Annotated in this window: 18 protein-coding genes; 5 read left to right on the top strand and 13 right to left on the bottom strand. The window is 60.3% G+C overall.

What is annotated here, in order from left to right:
- Window positions 1–37: 37 nt before the first annotated feature.
- The 3 genes from ubiB to ubiE are packed head-to-tail and all read right to left on the bottom strand — an operon-like array spanning window position 38 to window position 3,032.
- On the bottom strand, window positions 38–1,642 hold the full coding sequence (ubiB, locus tag ATI02_RS13465) for a ubiquinone biosynthesis regulatory protein kinase UbiB (RefSeq protein WP_100846519.1): 1,605 nt from the start codon (window positions 1,640–1,642) through the stop codon (window positions 38–40).
- Complete coding sequence (locus ATI02_RS13460) at window positions 1,639–2,262, bottom strand: ubiquinone biosynthesis accessory factor UbiJ (RefSeq protein ID WP_100846518.1); 624 nt, start codon at window positions 2,260–2,262, stop codon at window positions 1,639–1,641. The genes ubiB and ATI02_RS13460 overlap by 4 nt, the downstream gene beginning before the upstream one ends.
- Window positions 2,262–3,032, bottom strand: coding sequence for a bifunctional demethylmenaquinone methyltransferase/2-methoxy-6-polyprenyl-1,4-benzoquinol methylase UbiE (gene ubiE / locus ATI02_RS13455; protein ID WP_008080626.1), 771 nt, complete (start codon window positions 3,030–3,032; stop codon window positions 2,262–2,264). The genes ATI02_RS13460 and ubiE overlap by 1 nt, the downstream gene beginning before the upstream one ends.
- 154 nt (window positions 3,033–3,186) lie before the next feature.
- On the opposite strand from ubiE, the gene ATI02_RS13450 reads away from it, so the two are divergent.
- From ATI02_RS13450 to ATI02_RS13440, 3 genes are all read left to right on the top strand, one after another.
- Window positions 3,187–3,462: a polyhydroxyalkanoic acid system family protein gene (locus tag ATI02_RS13450; protein WP_095187466.1), complete on the top strand. Its 276-nt coding sequence runs from the start codon at window positions 3,187–3,189 to the stop codon at window positions 3,460–3,462.
- A gap of 258 nt (window positions 3,463–3,720) precedes the next feature.
- Window positions 3,721–4,143: a phasin family protein gene (locus ATI02_RS13445; RefSeq protein ID WP_095187465.1), complete on the top strand. Its 423-nt coding sequence runs from the start codon at window positions 3,721–3,723 to the stop codon at window positions 4,141–4,143.
- Between the two features lie 10 nt (window positions 4,144–4,153).
- Window positions 4,154–4,987, top strand: coding sequence for a phasin family protein (locus ATI02_RS13440; RefSeq protein ID WP_100846517.1), 834 nt, complete (start codon window positions 4,154–4,156; stop codon window positions 4,985–4,987).
- A 119-nt stretch (window positions 4,988–5,106) separates the two neighbouring features.
- Here the strand turns inward: ATI02_RS13440 and ATI02_RS13435 are convergent, their stop codons facing one another.
- The 10 genes from ATI02_RS13435 to ATI02_RS13385 all read right to left on the bottom strand — a co-directional run bounded on the left by ATI02_RS13435 (window position 5,107) and on the right by ATI02_RS13385 (window position 18,096).
- Window positions 5,107–5,727 carry a TetR/AcrR family transcriptional regulator gene (locus ATI02_RS13435; protein ID WP_095187463.1) on the bottom strand — a complete coding sequence of 207 codons (621 nt, stop codon included), beginning with the start codon at window positions 5,725–5,727 and terminating at the stop codon, window positions 5,107–5,109.
- Between the two features lie 30 nt (window positions 5,728–5,757).
- Window positions 5,758–7,440, bottom strand: a complete 1,683-nt coding sequence (phaC, locus tag ATI02_RS13430) for a class II poly(R)-hydroxyalkanoic acid synthase (protein WP_100846516.1) — start codon at window positions 7,438–7,440, stop codon at window positions 5,758–5,760.
- 138 nt (window positions 7,441–7,578) lie between these two features.
- A complete protein-coding gene (gene phaZ / locus ATI02_RS13425; RefSeq protein ID WP_100846515.1) occupies window positions 7,579–8,433 on the bottom strand; it encodes a poly(3-hydroxyalkanoate) depolymerase in 855 nt (284 codons plus the stop codon).
- A 154-nt stretch (window positions 8,434–8,587) separates the two neighbouring features.
- Entirely contained in the window at window positions 8,588–10,267 is a 1,680-nt protein-coding gene (gene phaC / locus ATI02_RS13415; RefSeq protein WP_095187460.1) for a class II poly(R)-hydroxyalkanoic acid synthase, read from the bottom strand.
- Between the two features lie 258 nt (window positions 10,268–10,525).
- Window positions 10,526–10,900, bottom strand: a complete 375-nt coding sequence (locus ATI02_RS13410) for a gamma-butyrobetaine hydroxylase family protein (protein ID WP_167394910.1) — start codon at window positions 10,898–10,900, stop codon at window positions 10,526–10,528.
- A 140-nt stretch (window positions 10,901–11,040) separates the two neighbouring features.
- Complete coding sequence (hslU, locus tag ATI02_RS13405; RefSeq protein WP_095187459.1) at window positions 11,041–12,378, bottom strand: ATP-dependent protease ATPase subunit HslU; 1,338 nt, start codon at window positions 12,376–12,378, stop codon at window positions 11,041–11,043.
- Between the two features lie 48 nt (window positions 12,379–12,426).
- Window positions 12,427–12,963 (bottom strand): ATP-dependent protease subunit HslV, encoded by a 537-nt coding sequence (hslV, locus tag ATI02_RS13400; RefSeq protein WP_100846514.1) that lies wholly within the window; start codon window positions 12,961–12,963, stop codon window positions 12,427–12,429.
- 234 nt (window positions 12,964–13,197) lie between these two features.
- Complete coding sequence (locus ATI02_RS13395) at window positions 13,198–13,899, bottom strand: SPOR domain-containing protein (RefSeq protein WP_095187458.1); 702 nt, start codon at window positions 13,897–13,899, stop codon at window positions 13,198–13,200.
- A 1-nt stretch (window position 13,900) separates the two neighbouring features.
- Entirely contained in the window at window positions 13,901–15,637 is a 1,737-nt protein-coding gene (argS, locus tag ATI02_RS13390) for an arginine--tRNA ligase (RefSeq protein ID WP_100846513.1), read from the bottom strand.
- A gap of 239 nt (window positions 15,638–15,876) precedes the next feature.
- The gene (locus ATI02_RS13385; RefSeq protein WP_100846512.1) at window positions 15,877–18,096 is read right to left on the bottom strand and encodes a primosomal protein N'; all 2,220 of its coding nucleotides are present in this window, start codon (window positions 18,094–18,096) and stop codon (window positions 15,877–15,879) included.
- 282 nt (window positions 18,097–18,378) lie between these two features.
- Here ATI02_RS13385 and rpmE point away from each other — a divergent pair, with 282 nt between their 5' ends.
- Both rpmE and ATI02_RS13370 read left to right on the top strand, forming a co-directional pair.
- A complete protein-coding gene (rpmE, locus tag ATI02_RS13375; protein ID WP_016984589.1) occupies window positions 18,379–18,606 on the top strand; it encodes a 50S ribosomal protein L31 in 228 nt (75 codons plus the stop codon).
- A 14-nt stretch (window positions 18,607–18,620) separates the two neighbouring features.
- Complete coding sequence (locus tag ATI02_RS13370) at window positions 18,621–19,421, top strand: thermonuclease family protein (protein WP_095187482.1); 801 nt, start codon at window positions 18,621–18,623, stop codon at window positions 19,419–19,421.
- Window positions 19,422–19,551 lie beyond the last annotated feature (130 nt).

The raw sequence follows: 19,551 nt of genomic DNA, 5'->3' as shown, positions 1-19,551 counted from the left end.
GGCGTTGAAACAGTGTGCCAGCCGATCACGGAACTGGCTATCGGCGAACGACCAGATACAAGCCGACGGCCACCATGATTCCCGCCGGCCAATGCCCCAGTTCGTTCAGTGGGCCACCGGCGGCGAGGATCGTACCGCCCGCCAGATGGGCACTGCCGAGCAGGCGCAGGAACCAGTCGTCCTTGCGTTTATGCCAGGGCGGCGGTGGGTCGTTGGCGTGGGGCTGGGACATGCGTTCGAGCAGATCGCGGGCCATGTTGGCCAGGTGCGGAATCTGTTCGAACTGGCTCTGCACGTTGCCGAGCAAGGCTTTCGGGCTGACGCGCTCGCGCATCCAGCGCTCAAGGAACGGTTGCGCGGTATTCCACAGATCCAGATCCGGATAAAGCTGACGACCGAGGCCTTCGATGTTCAGCAGGGTCTTTTGCAGCAACACAAGTTGCGGCTGAACTTCCATATTGAAGCGGCGTGCAGTCTGGAACAGGCGCATCAGCACCTGGCCAAATGAAATATCTTTTAACGGTTTTTCGAAGATCGGCTCGCACACGGTGCGGATCGCCGCTTCGAATTCGTTGAGCTTGGTTTCTGCCGGCACCCAGCCCGAATCGATGTGCAATTGCGCCACGCGACGGTAGTCACGCTTGAAGAAGGCGAACAGGTTGCGCGCCAGATAATCCTGGTCTTCCGGGGTCAGGCTGCCGACGATGCCGCAGTCGATCGCGATGTACTGCGGGCTCCACGGGTTGACGGTGCTGACGAAGATGTTGCCCGGGTGCATGTCGGCGTGGAAGAAACTGTCGCGGAACACCTGGGTAAAGAAGATCTCCACGCCACGTTCGGCGAGCATTTTCATGTCGGTGCGCTGATCGGCAAGGGTCGCCAGATCCGTCACCTGAATCCCGTAGATGCGCTCCATCACCAGCACTTTCGGCCGGCACCAGTCCCAATAGACTTGCGGCACATAAAGCAGCGGCGAACCTTCGAAATTGCGCTTCAGCTGGCTGGCGTTAGCGGCTTCGCGCAGCAGGTCGAGCTCGTCGTAAATGGTTTTTTCGTAGTCCTGCACCACGTCTACCGGGTGCAGCAAGCGGGCGTCGGCGGAGACTTTTTCAGCAGCGCGGGCGAGGATGAACAGCCACGCCAGATCCTGCGCGATGATCGGTTTCAGGCCCGGGCGGATCACCTTCACCACCACTTCTTCGCCGGTTTTCAATTGCGCGGCATGCACCTGCGCCACCGAGGCCGAGGCCAGCGGTTGAACATCGAATCGGCTGAACACTTCGCTGATTTTCTTGCCCAGCTGTTCTTCGATCAGCTTGATCGACAGCTGCGAATCGAACGGCGGCACGCGATCCTGCAACAGCATCAGCTCATCGGCGATGTCTTCCGGCAGCAGGTCGCGGCGGGTCGAGAGAATCTGCCCGAACTTGATGAAAATCGGCCCCAGATCCTGCAGCGCCAGACGCAGGCGCGCGCCCCGGCTCAGCTCCAGCGGCTTGCGCGGAAACCAGCGCCATGGCAGCGCATAGCGCAACGCCAGGAGGAACCAGGGCAGCGGCAGATCGAACAGCAGATCATCGAGGCGGTAGCGGATCACGACGCGCTGGATGCGCAACAGACGGCGGACGGCAAGCAGCTTCATGCGTTATCGCTTGGGTCGAGGGATCGGGAAAGGCGCTCGAAACGCGCCTCGAGACGTTCCAGATCAAGTTTGATCCGGTCCAGTTCGCTGAACCGTGCTTCGGCTTCGCGCTGCCCGACGAGGGTGCGCGATTCTTCGGCGAGGTATTCGGCGAGGTTCTGGTTGAGGCTGGCAAATCCTTGTTGATACCAGCGTGCGCGGCTGCGCAGGTGACCGCCCACCAGTTGCGTGGCGACCGGGCCGAGCCAGCGCGAGAGTTCGTACTCCCAGTCCAGCTCCAGATCCTGCAGCACACCGGCCAGCTCCAGCAGCACACCGCTGTCGCCATCGAGCTCGACTTGCGGGGCGTGCAGCACCGCGGTCTTGTCTTTGCTCAGGGCCAGTTTCACCAGGCTCGAGGCTGGCGCGCGCAGGGTGCAGTCGACATCGGTTTCCCAATGGGAAGCCAGCATCAAGCCTTCATCGCTGGGCAGAATGAACAGTTGCAGCGCCGGGCTGCGGCAATCGACGGCAATCACCTTGCCGGTCAGATGCGCCAGTCGCGGCAGCGCCGTGCTGTCGAGACGCAGCACCCGGTTCAGACCGAGTTCGACGCTGGCGAGCAGCCCGGTGAGCAGCATCAGGGCTTGATGCCGCGGTGCAGGGCGACGATGCCTGCGGTCATGTTGTGATAGGTCACGCGGTCGAAACCGGCGTCGACCATCATCGACTTCAGGGTTTCCTGATTCGGGTGCATGCGGATCGATTCGGCCAGGTAGCGATAGCTTTCCGAGTCGTTGGTGATCAGCTTGCCCATCAGCGGCATGAAGGCGAACGAGTAGGCGTCGTAGGCTTTGGACATCAGCGCGTTGGTCGGCTTGGAGAATTCCAGCACCAGCAGGCGACCGCCGGGCTTGAGCACGCGCAGCATCGAACGCAGAGCGTCTTCTTTATGCGTCACGTTGCGCAGGCCGAAGGCGATGGTCACGCAGTCGAAATGGTTGTCCGGGAACGGCAGTTTTTCCGCGTCCGCCTGAACGAATTCGACGTTGCCGGCCACACCCAGATCCAGCAGGCGATCACGACCGACCTTGAGCATGGATTCGTTGATGTCGGCCAACACTACCTGGCCGGTAGGGCCAACGAGGTGCGAGAACTTTTTGGTCAAATCGCCGGTGCCACCGGCGATGTCCAGAACGCGGTTACCGCTGCGCACGCCCGACAGTTCGATCGCGAAACGCTTCCACAGACGGTGCATGCCGCCCGACAGAAGGTCGTTCATCAGGTCGTACTTGGCGGCTACGGAGTGGAAAACTTCAGCGACTTTTTCCGCTTTCTGGCTTTCCGGAACGTTTTTGAAGCCGAAGTGAGTGGTGGGTTCGGCATCGCTGCCTTTGCGCTGATCAGTCATATCGCTGTCACCAAAAGAGAATGCGCGACATTCTAATCCCCAAGCCATGCTTTGTCTTGGAATGGCTAAAGGTAAGATGGGCAACCTTCGGGACGATTTGCCGCAGACGCGGTCAAGATTTACCGACACTTCTTCATAAATCAGGAGTCATCCAATGGCCAAAATCAGTGTTGAGCGTGCCCACAGTCTGGGCAAGGAAGCCGCCCGCGAGAAGGCCGACAAGCTGGCGCAGAAACTCTCCGATCAATATGGCCTGGAGCCGCAATGGTCGGGCGATACCCTTAACCTCAAGCGCTCGGGCGTGAAAGGCGCGGTGCATGTGGCTGACGATTCGATCAAGGTCGACGTGGAACTGGGCCTGATGATGTCGGCCATGAGCGGGATGATCAAAGCCGAGATCGAGAAGGCGCTGGATAAAGCCCTGGTCTGATTTCTGCCTGAAATGAAATCCTCCTGTGGGAGCGGCGGTGCGACGATTCGACTTGCTCGCGAATGCGGTGTGTCAGTCACAGAAAATCCGACTGATAAAACGCTTTCGCGAGCAGGCTCGCTCCCACATTCGTTTCGTGTGAAGCCAGAGGTTTATGTCAGTTGTTAGGGTGCCGTTTCTAATTTTTCTGCCTACTTTGTGCCTGAGCCCGACAAACCTGCGGGCAGTTCCTCAAACCTTCTGCGCGTGAGGTGCACCATGGCCAAAGTCATTTTGAAGAAAAAAATCGACGCTTCGACAACCGCTCTGAGCGACGTCAAATCCTATGCCCGCAAGATCTGGCTGGCAGGCCTGGGTGCCTACGCCAAGGTCGGCCAAGAGGGCAGCGACTACTTTCAAGAGTTGATCAAGGCTGGTCAAACTGTTGAAAAGAAAGGCAAAAAAGTCGTCACCGAAAAACTCGAAGCGGCCAACGCCGAGATCGATGAAGCCCGTGACGAAGTCAGTTCTTTCAAAGGCCGTGTCGAAGTTCAGCTCGACAAGGTCGAGAAGGCGTTCGACACCCGCGTGGCAAGCGCCTTGAATCGTATCGGCATTCCGTCTAAACATGACGTTGAGACACTCTCTGCTAAGCTCGATGAGCTGACGGCATTGCTCGAACGCGTCGCGCGTAAATCTTAAGGAGAACGGGATGGCTGGTAAAAAGAACACCGATAAAGAAGGCAGCTCGTGGATTGGGAAAGTCGAAGACTACTCCCGCAAAATCTGGCTGGCTGGTTTAGGCGTGTACTCGAAGATCGACACTGACGGCAGCAAGCTCTTCGATACATTGGTCAAAGACGGCGAGAAAGCCGAGAAGCTCACCAAGTCGGCAGTCGGCAAGAAAGTCGATGCCGCCAAGGATTCCGCTTCTTCGGCCAAGTCGCGCATCAGCGGCGTGAAAGATCGCGCACTGGGCAAGTGGGACGAACTGGAAGGGGCTTTTGACAAGCGCCTGAACAGTGCGATTTCGCGTCTGGGTGTGCCGAGTCGCAACGAAGTTAAAGCGCTGCACAGCAAGGTCGAGACCTTGACCAAGCAGATCGAAAAACTCACTGGCGAGAAGGCCCGTCCGGTTGCGGCGAAAACCGCTGCGGCAAAACCGGCAGCTAAAACTGCAGCGGCAAAACCTGCAGCCAAAGCTGCTGCCAAGCCACTGGCTAAAGCGGCTGCAAAACCTGCGGCCAAAACCGCAGCAGCTAAGCCCGCCGTCAAAGCAGCCGCCAAACCGGTTGCCGCCAAAACCGTTGCCAAACCTGCCGCCAAGCCTGCTGCCAAGCCTGCAGCGAAACCTGCTGCGGCGAAGAAACCGGCAGTGAAAAAACCGGCCGCACCGAAAGCCGCTGCGCCGAAACCGGCATCTCCAGCGGCCAAGCCTGCCACTCCGGCAGCCCCGGTGAGCGCGTCGAACTCCGCCGCTGCACCGACTCCGGCGGCAACTCCGACTGCTGCATCGACCCCGTCGACGCCAACCAGTCAGTCCTGATTCTTTCAGGGCAAAACAAAACGCCCGGCCTGTGAAGGTCGGGCGTTTTTGTTTGTGCAGATAATCTCCGGAACACCACGAGCAAGCCCGCTCCCACAGGTGAACAATGTGTCGCAACGTCAGTCGTGGTCTTCGAGGTATTGCAGGGCCATCCGCTCAGTCGCCACTTTCACCGGCGGCAACAAATGCGGCGCCACCAGCATCATGATCTGATAAACCACCAACCGAACCTCACCCTCCCGATCCAGAATCCGCTGATAATCCAGCGAAAACAGCAACGTCATGGTGATCTGTTCAACCAGTTGCCCCAGCGCCTGGGTATCGCTGACCAGTTGCCCTGACGCCTTCAGTCGCGCCAGCAATGACGCCAGTGTGCGCTTCAAGGCATTGAGCAAATGCCGAATCCCCTTCGCCAGTTTCGGCAAGCGTCCGGCCAGGTTCGACAGATCCTGAAACAGGAACCGGTACTGCGCTAACCGCTCGACGATCAGGTGCAAAAACAGCCAGTAATCTTCCGGCGCCAATTCGACATCCGAAGGCGGATCGAGCAGCGGCGCGAGTTCATTCTGGAAGCGTTCGAACAACCCGAGTATCAACGGCTCCTTGCCGTGGAAGTGGTAGTAGAGGTTGCCGGGGCTGATCCCCATTTCATTGGCAACTTCCATGGTGGAGACGTTTGGCTCGCCCTTTTCGTTGAACAGTTGCAGCGCACATTCGAGAATCCGGTCGCGGGTTTTCATCCAGTCTTCTTAGAAAAGTTCGGTTAAGCGTCAGCGCACACGCACGTAAGTACCGGGTGCTGCCTCCATCGGTGGATAGTTAGGGTTGCCGAGGGTCATCTGGGTTTCGTGCTGGGCGCCCGAGCGTTGCTGAATCCATTCCAGCCACTGCGGCCACCAACTGCCGTCGACGTGTTTGCCGTCGTAGTACCAGGCGCGCGGGTCGCTGCTCATTTTGCCGTTATCGACGTAAGCGGCTTTCGGGTTGCTCGGCGGGTTGAGGATGCTTTGCACGTGGCCGCTATTGGACAGCACGAAGCGCTTGTCCCCCCCCAGCAGCAGGGTCGAGCGATACACCGCATCCCATGGCGTGATGTGGTCGTTCATGCCGGCGACGCTGAAGCTGTCGACGGTGACTTTCTGCAGGTCGATCGGCGTGCCGCAGACTTCCAGACCGCCGGGGTGGGTCAGCGGGTTGTGCTTGAAGAAGTCCAGCAAGTCGCCGTGAAACGTGGCGGGCAGGCGGGTGTTGTCGTTGTTCCAGTAAAGGATGTCGAAGGCTGGCGGCTCTTTGCCCAACAGGTAGTTGTTGACGAAGTAGCTCCAGATCAAATCGTTGGGGCGCATCCAGGCGAATACTTTGGCCATGTCTCGGCCGTCCAGCACGCCTTTCTGATAGGAGCGGCGCTTGGCCGCTTCGATGGTTTGTTCGTCGGCGAACAGGGTGGTCGGAGTCTCGATCTGACTGTCGAGCAAGCTGACCAGATAGGTCGCGCTGGAGATGCGCCGCAATTGCCGTTTGGCCTGCAGGTGCCCCTGTAGTGCTGCGATGGTCAGTCCCCCGGCGCAGGCACCCATCAGGTTGACTTCGCGGGCGCCGGTGATTGCCCGGCAAATGTTCATCGCCTCTTCCACCGCCTCGACATAGGTCGAGAGGCCCCATTCGCGATGGCGCACGTCCGGGTTGCGCCAACTGATCATGAAGGTCTGCAAGCCATTTTTCAGCGCGTACTGAACGAAACTGTTCTGCGGGCTGAGGTCGAAAATGTAGTACTTGTTGATTTGCGGCGGCACCACCAGCAGCGGCTTGGCGTATTGCTTTTCGCTCATCGGCTTGTACTGGATCAGCTCGAGCATCTCGTTGCGAAAAACCACCGAGCCGGTGGTGGTGGCGACGGTCTTGCCGACCTCGAAAGCCTGTTTGGTGACCTGGCGTGGCAAGCCGTCGTTGTGCAGCAGGTCATCGAACAGATGGCTGAGTCCGCGCACCAGGCTGTGGCCGCCAGAGTTGAACAGTTCTTTGAGCGCCAACGGGTTGAGCAATGTGTTGGAGGGCGCCACGGCATCGTTGAGCAGGGTGAAGGCGAAGTGCGCACGGGCGCGGTCGTCGTCGCTCATGCTGCTGTCATCGATCCAGCTCTTGACCTGTTTTTGCCAGGCCAGATAGCCCTGCAGGCTGCGCCGGTAGAATGGATTGAGGCTCCAGGCCGGATCGGCGAACCGTGCATCCTGCGGGTTGGTCGGGTACAGGGTTTCACCGAGCAACACGCGACCGAGTTGGCCGCCGAGTTTCAAGGCGTGTTTTGCACTGTGGATCGGATTGCGCAGCCCATGAGCGGCGACGCTGCGCAACGTCGAGAGCAAATCCCGGCCACGCAGGCCGGTCATTGCACTTTGTGCATTGATGAACACGGCGGGGCTGGGCACTACGCCCGTCGCTGGTTTGTCGCGCATGACTCAACACTCCTTCGTCTTCAGGCCAAAAACAAACTCACCGAACCAGAACACCATAGACGCTGTTGCGGGTTGCTGCCTGCGCGGCGTCCTGCCGCGCACTGTGTATAAAACCTTGCATAAAGCCTGCCGCAGCGATTAACCGCCCAGCGGTGTCGGGTGCGGGTGCATCACTGCACGCTGACGTTCCTCCTGGAGAAATTTCATGATGATCGGCGCCACCGCTTCGGCGCGGGTAATCAGGAACAGATGCCCGTCATCAATGATGTGCAATTGGGCGTTGGGAATTCGCCAGGCGAGCATGCGCATGTTGATCAACGGAATCAGCGGGTCGTCATCGCCGGCCAGCACCAGCGTCGGCTGATGGATCTTGTGCAGCCAGTGAATGCTGGTCCAGCCGAGGCCGGCGAACAGTTGCCAGTAATAACCGAGCTTGCCCGCCGAACGCACTTTCGCTGCATGGCTGGCCGCCAGGGTCGGATCGCGGCGGAACGAGCCGCCGTAGATCAACGGCGCGATGCGGATCACATGGGACGGCTGGATGTAGCGCCGGGGGCTGGCCATCATCCACAGCACTTTCGGTTTGCCCGGCACCATCACCGCACCGGCAGCGGTGGCCGCCAGCACCAGTTTCTTGCAGCGCTCGGGGTAGTCGTAGGCGAATTGCTGCGCCAGTGCGCCACCCCACGACACGCCGATCACATTGACCTGACCGTAGTCGAGGTAATCGAGCATGCGCGCAGTCAGCTTGGCGAGGCCGGGAAAGCGATACGGCCGGTTCGGCGTCGAAGAACCGCCAACACCGGGCACGTCGAAGGCGATCACTTCCAGATCCGGGTCCAGCGCCGCGACAAACGGAAATACCAGCTCAAGGTTGGCGCCGATGCCGTTGAAAATCAGCAAGGGCGTCAAGTGAGGCTTGCCGGGGCGTACCGCCGTGCGGAGGGTCTGGCCATCCAGGTCGACGGTACGAAAGATGAACGGTTGCTGCATGCTTCAGGCCCTGTGGGTCGATCTCAATATCACCCCGAATCCCTTGTGGGAGCGGGCTTGCTCGCGAAGGCGTCGTGTCAGTCGCCATTGATGTTGGCTGATCAACCGCTTTCGCGAGCAAGCCCGCTCCCACAGGGGGAATGAGGTGTGTCAGTTATCGCTCGTGTACGTAAGTGCCCGGCGAGGCTTCACCTGGCGCATACGCCTTGTTGCCGAGTTTGGTCGGGGCCTTTTTCAGGTTGCCCGAACGCTCGGCCTGCCATGCCTGCCAGTGCAGCCACCAGGAATCGGTGTGCTTGGTCGAATTCTCTTGCCAGTCATCGGCATTGGCCGCCATTTCCTCACCGGTCATATATCGAGACTTCGGGTTGCCCGGCGGGTTGAGAATGCTCTGGATATGACCGCTGCTCGACAGCACGAATTCGACCTTGCCGCCGAACAACTGGGCCGACTTGTAGCAGGACTTCCACGGCGTGATGTGGTCGTTGGTGCCGGCCAGCGAGAAGATGTCGGCCGTCACCTGTTTCAGGTCGATCGGCGTGCCGCACACTTCCAGTGCATTGGGGCGGATCAACGGGTTGTTTTTGAACATCTCGATCAGGTCGCCGTGGAACGCGGCCGGCAACCGCGTGGTGTCGTTGTTCCAGAACAGGATGTCGAACACCGGCGGCTCGTTGCCGAGCAGGTAGTTGTTGACCCAGTAGTTCCAGATCAGGTCGTTGGGGCGCATCCATGCGAAGACCTTGGCCATGTCTTTGCCTTCGAGCACGCCGGCCTGATAGGAGTGACGCTTGGCGGTCTCAAGGGTCTGCTCATCGATGAATAGCGCGACGTCGCTGTCCAGCGTGGTGTCGAGCACGCTGACCAGCAGGGTCAAGGCGTTGACCTTGTTCTGGCCAAGCGCCGCGTAGTGGCCGAGCAGGGCGGTGCAGGTGATGCCGCCGGAGCAGGCGCCGAGCATGTTGATGTCTTTGCTGCCGGTGATCGCGGTGACCACATCGACCGCTTCTTTCAGCGCATCGATGTAAGTCGACAGGCCCCACTCGCGCTGCGCCTTGGTCGGGTTGCGCCAGCTGACGATGAACGTCTGCACGTTATTACGCAGGCAGAAGCGCACCAGACTCTTGTCCGGGCTCAGGTCGAATACGTAGAACTTGTTGATCTGTGGCGGCACCACCAGCAGTGGCCGTTCGTGGACTTGCTCGGTGATGGGCTTGTACTGGATCAGCTCCAGCACATCGTTGCGAAACACCACTGAGCCTTCGGTCACGCCCAGGCTCTTGCCAACCTCGAACGCACCCATGTTGACCTGGCTCGGCATGCCACCGTTGTGTACCAGATCCTTGGCCAGGTGCGAGAGGCCATCGAGCAGGCTTTTGCCGCCGGTCTCGAAGAAGCGTTTGACCGCCGCCGGGTTGGCCGCCGTGTTGGTCGGGGCCATGGCTTCGGTCATCAGGTTGATCACGAAATGGCCGCGGGCAATGTCCTTGGGTGACAGGCTGCTGTCGTCGATCCAGGCGTGGAGTTCCTTGCGCCACGCCAGGTAAGTTTGCAGATAACGTTTGTAGAGCGGGTTCTGGCTCCACGCCGGATCGGCGAAGCGACGGTCATCGCCGGCGGGTTGCAGTTCGGATTTGCCGAACAGCACGTTCTTCAGTTCGAGGCCGAAATGGGTGACGTGCTTGACGCTATGGATCGGTTGTTGGATGGCCTGTTTCAGCACCATACGAGCAGAGGCCAGCAGATCCTTTCCGCGTAGCCCAACGACGGGATTAAGCCCCAGGGTGTTTTCCGAGGCTTGGTACTTCAGGTCATCGTTATTCTTGTTACTCATCTACGACGCTCCATTGTCTTGAGACGAGTACCCGGTTTTGCGCTGTGCAGTTCCACAGCCAATGCCAGGTACTACTGCTCGGGTGACCGTTAATTCTGCATAGCTGCTTTACAGTCGTAGAGCACTGCAGGGAACTTGCCAGCTCCATTGGTTACCCGAGTTTAATTTTTTTCGCAAGCAGGCCGATCCTCGGCCATACAGCGGAGCATTCAAACAGATGAATTTAGAAAATGCCCTCTAAAGAGCAAGACGCTCGGATTAGAACATCAGCTTGACAATCGACTGATCCGGATCGCGGGTTTTTCCAGCTGCTTTGAGTTCAGCCAGATAATCGGCCCAGAGTGCGTCATGACGTCGTCCGAGTTCGTAGAGATAGTCCCAAGTGAACAGGCCGCTGTCGTGGCCGTCATCGAAGGTCAGTTTCAGTGCGTAGTGACCGGCCGGTTCCAGCTTGCTCAAGCCCACATTGAGCTTGCCGAATTGCAGAATCGGTTTGCCGTGGCCCTGGACCTCGGCGGAGGGGGAATGCACGCGCAGAAACTCTGCGGGCAGGGTGAACTCCTCGCCGGACGCGTAGGTGAGCGTCAGGGTTTTCGAGGCTTTGTGCAGTTTGATGTCGGTGGGGATCATGATCAGGTATCCGTCTAGTGCGGAACCTTGTGGGAGCGAGCCTGCTCGCGAAAGCGGTGGTTCAGTCAACACAAGGGTTGAATGTACTGCCGTCTTCGCGAGCAGGCTCGCTCCCACAGTTCCATTACATCTGTAAGAGTTGCTTACAGGATATAACGGGACAGGTCTTCGTTCTGCGCCAATTCGCCGAGGTGGCTGTTGACGTATTCGGCGTCGATCAGGATCGGCTTGTCATCGTGGGCGCTGGCCAGGTCGCCGGCACTGAACGACACCTCTTCGAGCAGACGCTCAAGCAGCGTGTGCAGACGACGGGCACCGATGTTCTCGGTCTTCTCGTTGACCTGCCAGGCGATCTCCGCCAGACGCTTGATGCCTTCAGGCTGGAACTGGATGTTCAGGCCTTCGGTTTTCAGCAGCGCGCAGTACTGCTCGGTGAGCGAGGCGTGCGGTTCGCTGAGGATGCGTTCGAAGTCTTCCGGGCTCAGGGCCTTGAGTTCGACGCGGATCGGCAGACGGCCTTGCAGCTCCGGCACCAGATCGCTCGGCTTGCTCAGGTGGAACGCACCGGAAGCGATGAACAGAATGTGGTCAGTCTTGACCATGCCCAGTTTGGTGTTGACGGTGCAGCCTTCGATCAGCGGCAGCAGGTCACGCTGTACGCCTTCACGGGACACGTCAGCGCCGCCGACGTTGCCACGCTTGGCGACCTTGTCGATTTCGTCGATGAACACGATGCCGTGCTGCTCGACCGCTTCCAGCGCCTTGGCCTTCAACTCTTCTTCGTTGACCAGGCGCCCGGCTTCTTCGTCGCGCACCATCTTCAGGGCTTCTTTGACCTTGAGCTTGCGCGCCTTCTTCTTGCCCTTGCCCATGTTGGCAAACAGGCTCTGCAGCTGGTTGGTCATTTCTTCCATGCCCGGCGGCGTGGCGATCTCGATGCCGGCCACTTCGGCCACTTCGATCTCGATTTCCTTATCATCCAGCTGACCTTCACGCAGGCGCTTGCGGAACAGCTGACGGGTGTTGGAATCCGAGCTTGGCGCTTCTTCATTGCTGAAGCCCATGCGGGCCGGCGGCAGCAGTGCGTCGAGGATGCGATCTTCGGCGGCGTCTTCGGCGCGGTGGCGAACCTTGGTCATCTCCTGCTCGCGCAGCATCTTGATCGCAGCGTCGGCCAGATCACGGATGATCGACTCGACGTCACGGCCGACGTAGCCTACTTCGGTGAACTTGGTCGCTTCGACCTTGATGAACGGCGCGTTGGCCAGTTTCGCCAGGCGACGGGCGATCTCGGTTTTACCGACACCGGTCGGGCCGATCATCAGAATGTTCTTCGGGGTCACTTCAACGCGCAGCTCTTCAGGCAGCTGCATCCGGCGCCAGCGGTTGCGCAGGGCAATCGCGACGGCGCGCTTGGCATCGTCCTGGCCGATGATATGGCGGTTGAGTTCGTGGACGATTTCGCGGGGAGTCATGGACATAGTAGTTGGCGGTCCTCAAGCAGAAACAAGCCGTGGCACAGGGCCTTATCAGGCTTCTTCAGCGAGATCCTGCTCCTCAATGGTCTGGGTGTGGTTGGTGAATACACAGATGTCAGCGGCGATACCGAGGGCGGTTTCGACGATTTCACGGGCCGACAGGTCGGTCTTTTTCAGCAGTGCGCTGGCCGCAGACTGGGCGTAACCGCCACCGGAGCCCATGGCGATCAGGCCATTTTCAGGTTCGACCACGTCACCGTTGCCGGTGATGATCAAGGATGCGTCCTTGTTGGCGACCGCGAGCATGGCTTCGAGGCGGCTGAGGGAGCGGTCGGTGCGCCATTCTTTGGCGAGTTCGACAGCGGCGCGGATCAGGTGGCCCTGGTGTTTCTCAAGCTGGCCTTCGAAACGTTCGAACAGGGTAAAGGCGTCGGCGGTGGCACCGGCGAAACCGGCAATGACCTGACCGTGGTACAGGCGACGAACTTTCTTCGCGTTGCCTTTCATCACGGTGTTGCCGAGAGAAACCTGGCCGTCGCCGCCCATGACGACTTTGCCGTGGCGGCGGACTGAAACGATGGTGGTCAAGGGAAGAGTCTCCACACTGCAGGGCGAAAATGCCTTATGCCCATTCATATGGGGGTGGTGGAGAGGATTTCAACCGGGGGCGGCGCAGAGGGACGAACGGCGGGCGATTGATCAGAGGGCGCCGGCGTGAGGCACGACGCCTTCGCGAGCAAGCCCGCTCCCACAGGGGCAGCGTATATCCTGTGGGAGCGGGCTTGCTCGCGAAAAAACGATGACGCGGTGGTTCTGACTAAATCAGCGGCTTTGGCGTTGTTGTAACAACAGATTGCTAAAACCGCTGCCCGCCAGTTGTTTCTGCGCCGTGGTCAGTTGTTCGCGGTTGCTGAACGGGCCGACCAGTACGCGGTACCAGGTTTCGTCCTTCACTGTGCCCGACTCAACCGAAACCGCCTGGCCAAGCAGAATGATCTGCGCACGCACCTTGTCCGCATCCGCCTCTTTGCGGAACGAACCGGCCTGGAGGAAGAACTTGGTTACTGGCGCCGCTTTGGCTACCGGTGGCGCTGGCGGCGGCGTGATGCCTGCCAGTGCCGCCTGGGCCCGCGCGGTATCGATTTTTGCTGCTTCCGCCGGAGTGACCGGAGTTGTCGGCACTTGCGGCGTCGGCAGGGTTTTCTCCGGCACGGCATCCGGCGGCACGATCACTTCCGATTCCGGCAGCAGGGTGTAGAAGTCGTACTTCGGCTTCACCGGCTGCGTCGGGCTCGGCGGGGTCTTGTTGGCCTCGGCGATCTTCGACGCTTTCTGCTGTTGTTCGACCTTCTCACGCTTGACCGTGTCACTGCCCTTGCCCGGTTCCAGCTTCATCAGGAACACGATGAACGCACCGACCGTCAGGCCGATGGCCATCCACAGCCAACCCGGGATCGGTTGCTTCGCAGGAGCTTGGTAACGGCTGGCGCCACGCTTGGGTGCAGGTTTTTTCTTGGCGGCCAACTTACATACGCTCCAGAGTTTCCAGACCCAACAGCTCCAGGCCTTGCTTGAGGGTGCGACCGGTCAGTGCGGCCAGACGCAGACGGCTCTGCATCTGTGCCGGCGTTTCGGCAGCGAGGATCGGGCAGTTCTCGTAGAAGCTGGAGAACAGGCCCGCAACGTCGTACAGGTAAGTGCAGAGGATGTGCGGGGTGCCTTTGTCGGACACGTTGTTCAGCACTTCGCCGAACTGTGCCAGCTTTGCTGCCAGCTCTTGTTCATGCGCCGCTTCGAGGACGATCGGGCCGTCGACTTCGCTGAAATCCTTGCCCAGTTTGCGGAACACGCCGGCCACGCGGGTGTAGGCATACAGCAGATACGGTGCGGTGTTGCCTTCGAAATTCAGCATCAGGTCGAAGTTGAAGCTGTAGTCGCTGGTGCGGTGCTTGGACAGGTCGGCGTATTTCACTGCACCGATGCCGACGACCTTGGCGATGTTGCGCAACTCGTCTTCGGCCAGTGTCGGGTTCTTTTCTTTGACCAGGTTGTAGGCGCGTTCCTGCGCTTCGGTCAGCAGGTCGATCAGCTTCACGGTGCCGCCATCACGGGTCTTGAACGGACGGCCGTCGGCACCGTTCATGGTGCCGAAGCCCATGTGTTCCATCTCCATCGGATGGGTCACGAAACCGGCCTTGCGCGCCACCGCGAACACTTGCTGGAAGTGCAGGGCCTGACGCTGGTCGACGAAGTACAGCGCGCGATCGGCTTTCAGTTTGCCGCTGCGGTAGCGCACGGCCGCCAGGTCAGTGGTGGCGTACAGGTAACCGCCGTCAGCCTTGACGATGATCACCGGCAGCGGATCGCCGTCGGCGTTCTTGAACTCGTCGAGGAACACGCACTGGGCGCCGTTGCTCTCGACCAGCATGCCTGCAGCCTTGAGGTCGTTGACCACGTTGATCAGGTCGTCGTTGTAGGCACTTTCGCCCATCACGTCGGCCATGGTCAGTTTGACGTTGAGCAGTTCGTAGATCTTCTGGCAGTGCGACAGCGAGATGTCCTTGAACTTGGTCCACAGTGCCAGGCACTCGGCATCGCCGGCCTGCAACTTGACCACCAGGCCACGGGCGCGGTCGGCGAACTCCGCGGATTCGTCGAAACGCTGCTTGGCGGCGCGGTAAAAGTTTTCCAGATCGGACAGCTCGTCGCTGGTGATCGGGTTTTCTTGCAGATACGCCATCAGCATGCCGAACTGCGTGCCCCAGTCGCCCACGTGGTTCTGGCGGATCACTTCGTCGCCAAGGAATTCGAGAACGCGCGCCACGCCGTCGCCAATGATGGTCGAACGCAAGTGGCCGACGTGCATCTCTTTGGCCAGGTTGGGTGCGGACAGGTCAACCACGGTGCGCTGCGCCGGGCCGGCCTTGCGCACGCCAACGTGAGCGTCAGCCAGCGAGGCGTCGAGGCGGTTGGCCAGGGCCTGGGTATTCTGGAAAAAGTTGATGAAGCCCGGGCCGGCGATTTCGGCCTTGGTGACGTTCTCGTCGGCCGGCAGCGCGGCGATGATTTTTTCCGCCAGATCGCGTGGCTTCATGCCCGCAGGCTTGGCCAGCATCATCGCGATGTTGCTGGCGAAGTCGCCGTGAGTCTTGTCACGGGCGTTCTCCACCTGAATCGCCGGCGACAGGCCTTCAGGCAACACACCTTCGTTGACGAGTTGGGTGAGGGCTTGTTGGATCAGCTGGCGAATGGTGTCTTTCATGGTCTTCTCTTTCGACCGCAAGCGCGGCGGCGCATCGATGCGCGGGTGGAAAAACTGGGCATTATCCGTTGCGAAGACGGGCTTGCCAACCTTAGCAGGCAGCTTATGGATATGTGGTGACAAATAGACCGCTTTCGCGAGCAGGCTCGCTCCCACATTGGATCTGCGGCGTTTATACATTATGTGTCTGGCATCAATCCCTTGCAGGAGCGAGCCTGCTCGCGAAGGCGATCTTCAGATCAATACAAATCGACCGGATCGACATCTAAAGACCAGCGCACCGCCCGCCCACTCGGCATCTGCTCCAGCACCAGCAACCAACTGGCCAGCAGCCGATGCAACGGCGCCCGCGCCGTCGCCTGAAGCAAAAGCTGCGCGCGATAACGCCCGGCACGACGCTCCATCGGCGCCGGCACCGGGCCGAGCAATTCGATTCCGCTCAGACTCTGCTCGGTCAGCAAGCGCTCAGCCTCGCTGCACGCCTCATCGAGAAAGCCTTCGGCCTGCCCCGGCTTGTGCGCTTCGGCCCGCAGCAGCGCCAGATGTGCGAACGGCGGCAGCCCGGCAGCGCGGCGCTCGCTCAAGGCCTGCTCGGCAAAGGCGAAGTAACCTTGTTCGGTCAGTTGCACCAATAAAGGGTGGTCGGCGAGGTGGGTCTGGATGATCACCTTGCCCGGCTCCTCGGCCCGCCCGGCGCGACCGGCGACTTGCACGATCAACTGCGCCATGCGCTCGCTGGCGCGGAAATCGCCGGAGAACAGTCCGCCGTCGGCATCGAGTATCGACACCAGCGTCACGCGTGGAAAGTGGTGCCCTTTGGCCAACATCTGCGTGCCGACCAGAATGCACGGCTGGCCCTTCTGAATCGTTGCGAACAACTGATTCATTGCGTCCTTGCGCGAAGTGCTGTCTCGGTCGACGCGTAGCACCGGATAGTCCGGAAACAGAATCGCCAGCCGTTCTTCAGCACGCTCTGTGCCGGCGCCGACGGGCCGCAAGTCGACCTTGTTGCACTTCGGACACTGGCGCGGTGTACGTTCGACGTAGCCGCAGTGGTGGCAGCGCAACTCGCCGTAGCGCTGGTGTACGGTCATCCGCGCATCGCAACGCGAGCACTCGGACATCCAGCCGCAATCGTGACACAGCAGCGTCGGGGCAAAGCCGCGACGGTTGAGGAACACCAACACCTGTTGGCCGTTCGCCAGCGTCTGGCCGATCGCTTGCTGCATAGGCCCGGAGATGCCGCTGTCCAGTGGACGGCTTTTCACGTCCAGGCGCAGGAAACGTGGTTGTTTGGCGCCACCGGCCCGCTCGTTGAGGCGCAGCAGGCCATAACGGCCGGTGTAAGCGTTGTGCAGGCTTTCCAGCGAAGGCGTGGCGGAGCCGAGGACGATCGGGATGTTTTCCTGCCGCGCGCGCACCAAGGCCAGATCGCGGGCGTGGTAACGCAAACCTTCCTGCTGTTTATAAGAACCGTCGTGCTCTTCGTCGATGATGATCAGCCCGGGGTTTTTCATCGGGGTGAACAGCGCCGAGCGGGTGCCGATAATAATGTCGGCTTCGCCATCGCGGGCGGCGAGCCAGGCTTCGAGACGCTCGCGATCGTTGACTGCCGAGTGGATCAGGGCGATGCGTGCATTGAAGCGCTGCTCGAACCGCGCCAGGGTTTGCGGGCCGAGGTTGATCTCCGGAATCAACACCAGCGCCTGCTTGCCGGCCTCGAGGGTTTCGCGGATCAGCTGTAAATAGACTTCAGTCTTGCCGCTGCCGGTAACGCCAGCCAGCAGGAACGCGTGATAACTGTCGAAGCCGGCGCGAATCGCTTCATACGCGGCGCGCTGTTCGTCGTTAAGCGGCAGTTCCGGCTGTGCGAGCCAGTGTTCATGGCGCGCGCCGGGTGCGTGGCGACGGATTTCAACCTGGACCAGATTCTTCGCCAGCAACAGGTCGAGGCTGTCCTTGCTTAACATCAGTTTGCTCAGCAACTGATGGGCGACGCCGTGCGGGTGTTGGGCGAGCGTCGCCAATGCCTCACGTTGCCGTGGTGCGCGTGCGATGCGCGGATCATCCAGGCTGGCGCCGGGAGCGGCGGACCAAAAGCGTTCCTGGCGGGCCTCGGCCAGTTCGCCCTGACGCAACAACACCGGCAGCGCCCAACTCAAGGTGTCGCCGAGGCTGTGCTGGTAATACTGCGACGTCCACAGGCACAGTTTGAACAGCGCCGGGGGCAGCGGCGGCGTGGCATCGAGCAAGGCCAGCGCCGGTTTGAGTTTTTCCACCGGTACTTCGCTGGTATCGGTCACTTCGACCAGAATCCCGATCATCTCCCGCCGACCGAACGGCACCCGCAGGCGCATGCCCGGCTGCAGCTGGGCGCGCAGCACACCGGCCGGGGCTCGATAGTCGAACAGGCGGCGCAAGGGCGAAGGCAGGGCGAGGCGCAAAATGGCGTCGGGCACGCGGGGGTCTCGATACACTGGAAAGAAAGGTCATGCACGACCTGGGGGAGCGGGCTTGCTCGCGAAAGCGGTGTATCAGACGACATAAATGGTGACTGACACTCCCTCTTCGCGAGTAAGCCCGCTCCCACAGGGGAGTTTGTTCAGGGGCGGGAGCCTAGCAGACGGTCGGTCTAAGGGACAGCTTGCGCGATTGACATTGTCTGGTAGAATCCGCGGCCTAATTACGTGCGGTATTCAACAATAGTGTTGGGTGGCGGCACGCTAGCTGAGGAAGACACCATGAAAGCTGATATCCACCCGAATTACCCAGTCATCGCTGTTACCTGCAGCTGTGGCAACAAGTTTGAAACCCGTTCGACTTTCGGCAAAGCTCTGCCAATCGACGTGTGCAACGAATGCCACCCGTTCTACACCGGTAAGCAAAAGACTCTGGACACTGGCGGCCGCGTTCAGCGCTTCGCAGACCGTTTCGGTGCTTTCGGCAAGAAACCTGCTGCTGCAGAGTAAGGTTGAAAGGCCCGGTGGGCTTTTCCTCACTGCTGAAAAAGGCGTCCCTCGCGGGCGCCTTTTTTGTGTCCGCGATTTGGCTGTCAGCCGCTCAAGCTTTCTGCCCGGCGCCTTCGGGGCTTGCAATCGTCGCCGTACAGCGCGTGGTCGATGGCGACACTGTGCGCCTGAGCGACGGTCGCAGCGTGCGCATGATCGGCCTCAATACGCCTGAACTCGGCAAGCAGGGCCGCAGCGACGAGCCGTTCGCCCTGATGGCACGCAAACGCCTGGAAGCCTTGGTGGCTGACAGCGGCGGACGCGTCGGTGTGCTCCCCGGCAAGCAAGCGAAAGACCATTACGGACGTACGCTTGCCCACCTCTACAGCGTCAGCGGCGCCAATCTCGAAGCGCAGATGCTCGCCGACGGCCTCGGTTTTCAGGTCGCCGTGGCACCGAATGTCGATCTGGTTACCTGTCAGCAAGCTGCCGAGCGTAGCGCGCGACAGGCCGGACGAGGCCTCTGGCGGCAATCACCTGTACTGAAAGCGGAGCAGATCCAGCGCTCGGGTTTTGCTGTGGTCAGTGGTCGTGTGAGCAAGGTGCAACGCAATCGTGGCGGAATCTGGATCGAATTGCAGGACTCGCTTGTATTGCGCGTTGCTCCCAATCTGGTCGGACAATTCGACAATGCCCGCTTGCAAGCGCTGAAGGGCAAGCAGATCGAGGCCCGCGGCTGGGTGGTCGATCGGTCGCGGCGCGGCGGTTTGCAATCAGGTCAGTCACGTTGGTTACTGCCACTGACCGATCCTTCGATGCTGCAGACCGTGCGCTGAAGAAAAATTGTAGACATTTTTTATATCGATTGTGAACAGTCAAGCCCTTGTGCGCCGTGGCTCTTGGCCCAAAGTCGTAGGGCAGGGCGCTTGACAGCGGTGACCGCTCAGTCTTGTGGGGACTTTGCGA

This window comes from Pseudomonas baetica (genome assembly GCF_002813455.1).
GTDB classification, from domain to species: Bacteria; Pseudomonadota; Gammaproteobacteria; order Pseudomonadales; family Pseudomonadaceae; genus Aquipseudomonas; species Aquipseudomonas baetica.
Note: the sequence above shows the minus strand (reverse complement) of the source record. Positions and strands in the feature narration are given on the sequence as shown.

Coding starts and splice junctions, on each gene's coding strand:
- ubiB (WP_100846519.1), bottom strand. CDS start 1,642: ATGAAGCTGCTTGCCGTCCGCCGTCTGTTGCGCATCCAGCGCGTCGTG.
- ATI02_RS13460 (WP_100846518.1), bottom strand. CDS start 2,262: ATGCTGCTCACCGGGCTGCTCGCCAGCGTCGAACTCGGTCTGAACCGG.
- ubiE (WP_008080626.1), bottom strand. CDS start 3,032: ATGACTGATCAGCGCAAAGGCAGCGATGCCGAACCCACCACTCACTTC.
- ATI02_RS13450 (WP_095187466.1), top strand. CDS start 3,187: ATGGCCAAAATCAGTGTTGAGCGTGCCCACAGTCTGGGCAAGGAAGCC.
- ATI02_RS13445 (WP_095187465.1), top strand. CDS start 3,721: ATGGCCAAAGTCATTTTGAAGAAAAAAATCGACGCTTCGACAACCGCT.
- ATI02_RS13440 (WP_100846517.1), top strand. CDS start 4,154: ATGGCTGGTAAAAAGAACACCGATAAAGAAGGCAGCTCGTGGATTGGG.
- ATI02_RS13435 (WP_095187463.1), bottom strand. CDS start 5,727: ATGAAAACCCGCGACCGGATTCTCGAATGTGCGCTGCAACTGTTCAAC.
- phaC (WP_100846516.1), bottom strand. CDS start 7,440: ATGCGCGACAAACCAGCGACGGGCGTAGTGCCCAGCCCCGCCGTGTTC.
- phaZ (WP_100846515.1), bottom strand. CDS start 8,433: ATGCAGCAACCGTTCATCTTTCGTACCGTCGACCTGGATGGCCAGACC.
- phaC (WP_095187460.1), bottom strand. CDS start 10,267: ATGAGTAACAAGAATAACGATGACCTGAAGTACCAAGCCTCGGAAAAC.
- hslU (WP_095187459.1), bottom strand. CDS start 12,378: ATGTCCATGACTCCCCGCGAAATCGTCCACGAACTCAACCGCCATATC.
- argS (WP_100846513.1), bottom strand. CDS start 15,637: ATGAAAGACACCATTCGCCAGCTGATCCAACAAGCCCTCACCCAACTC.
- rpmE (WP_016984589.1), top strand. CDS start 18,379: ATGAAAGCTGATATCCACCCGAATTACCCAGTCATCGCTGTTACCTGC.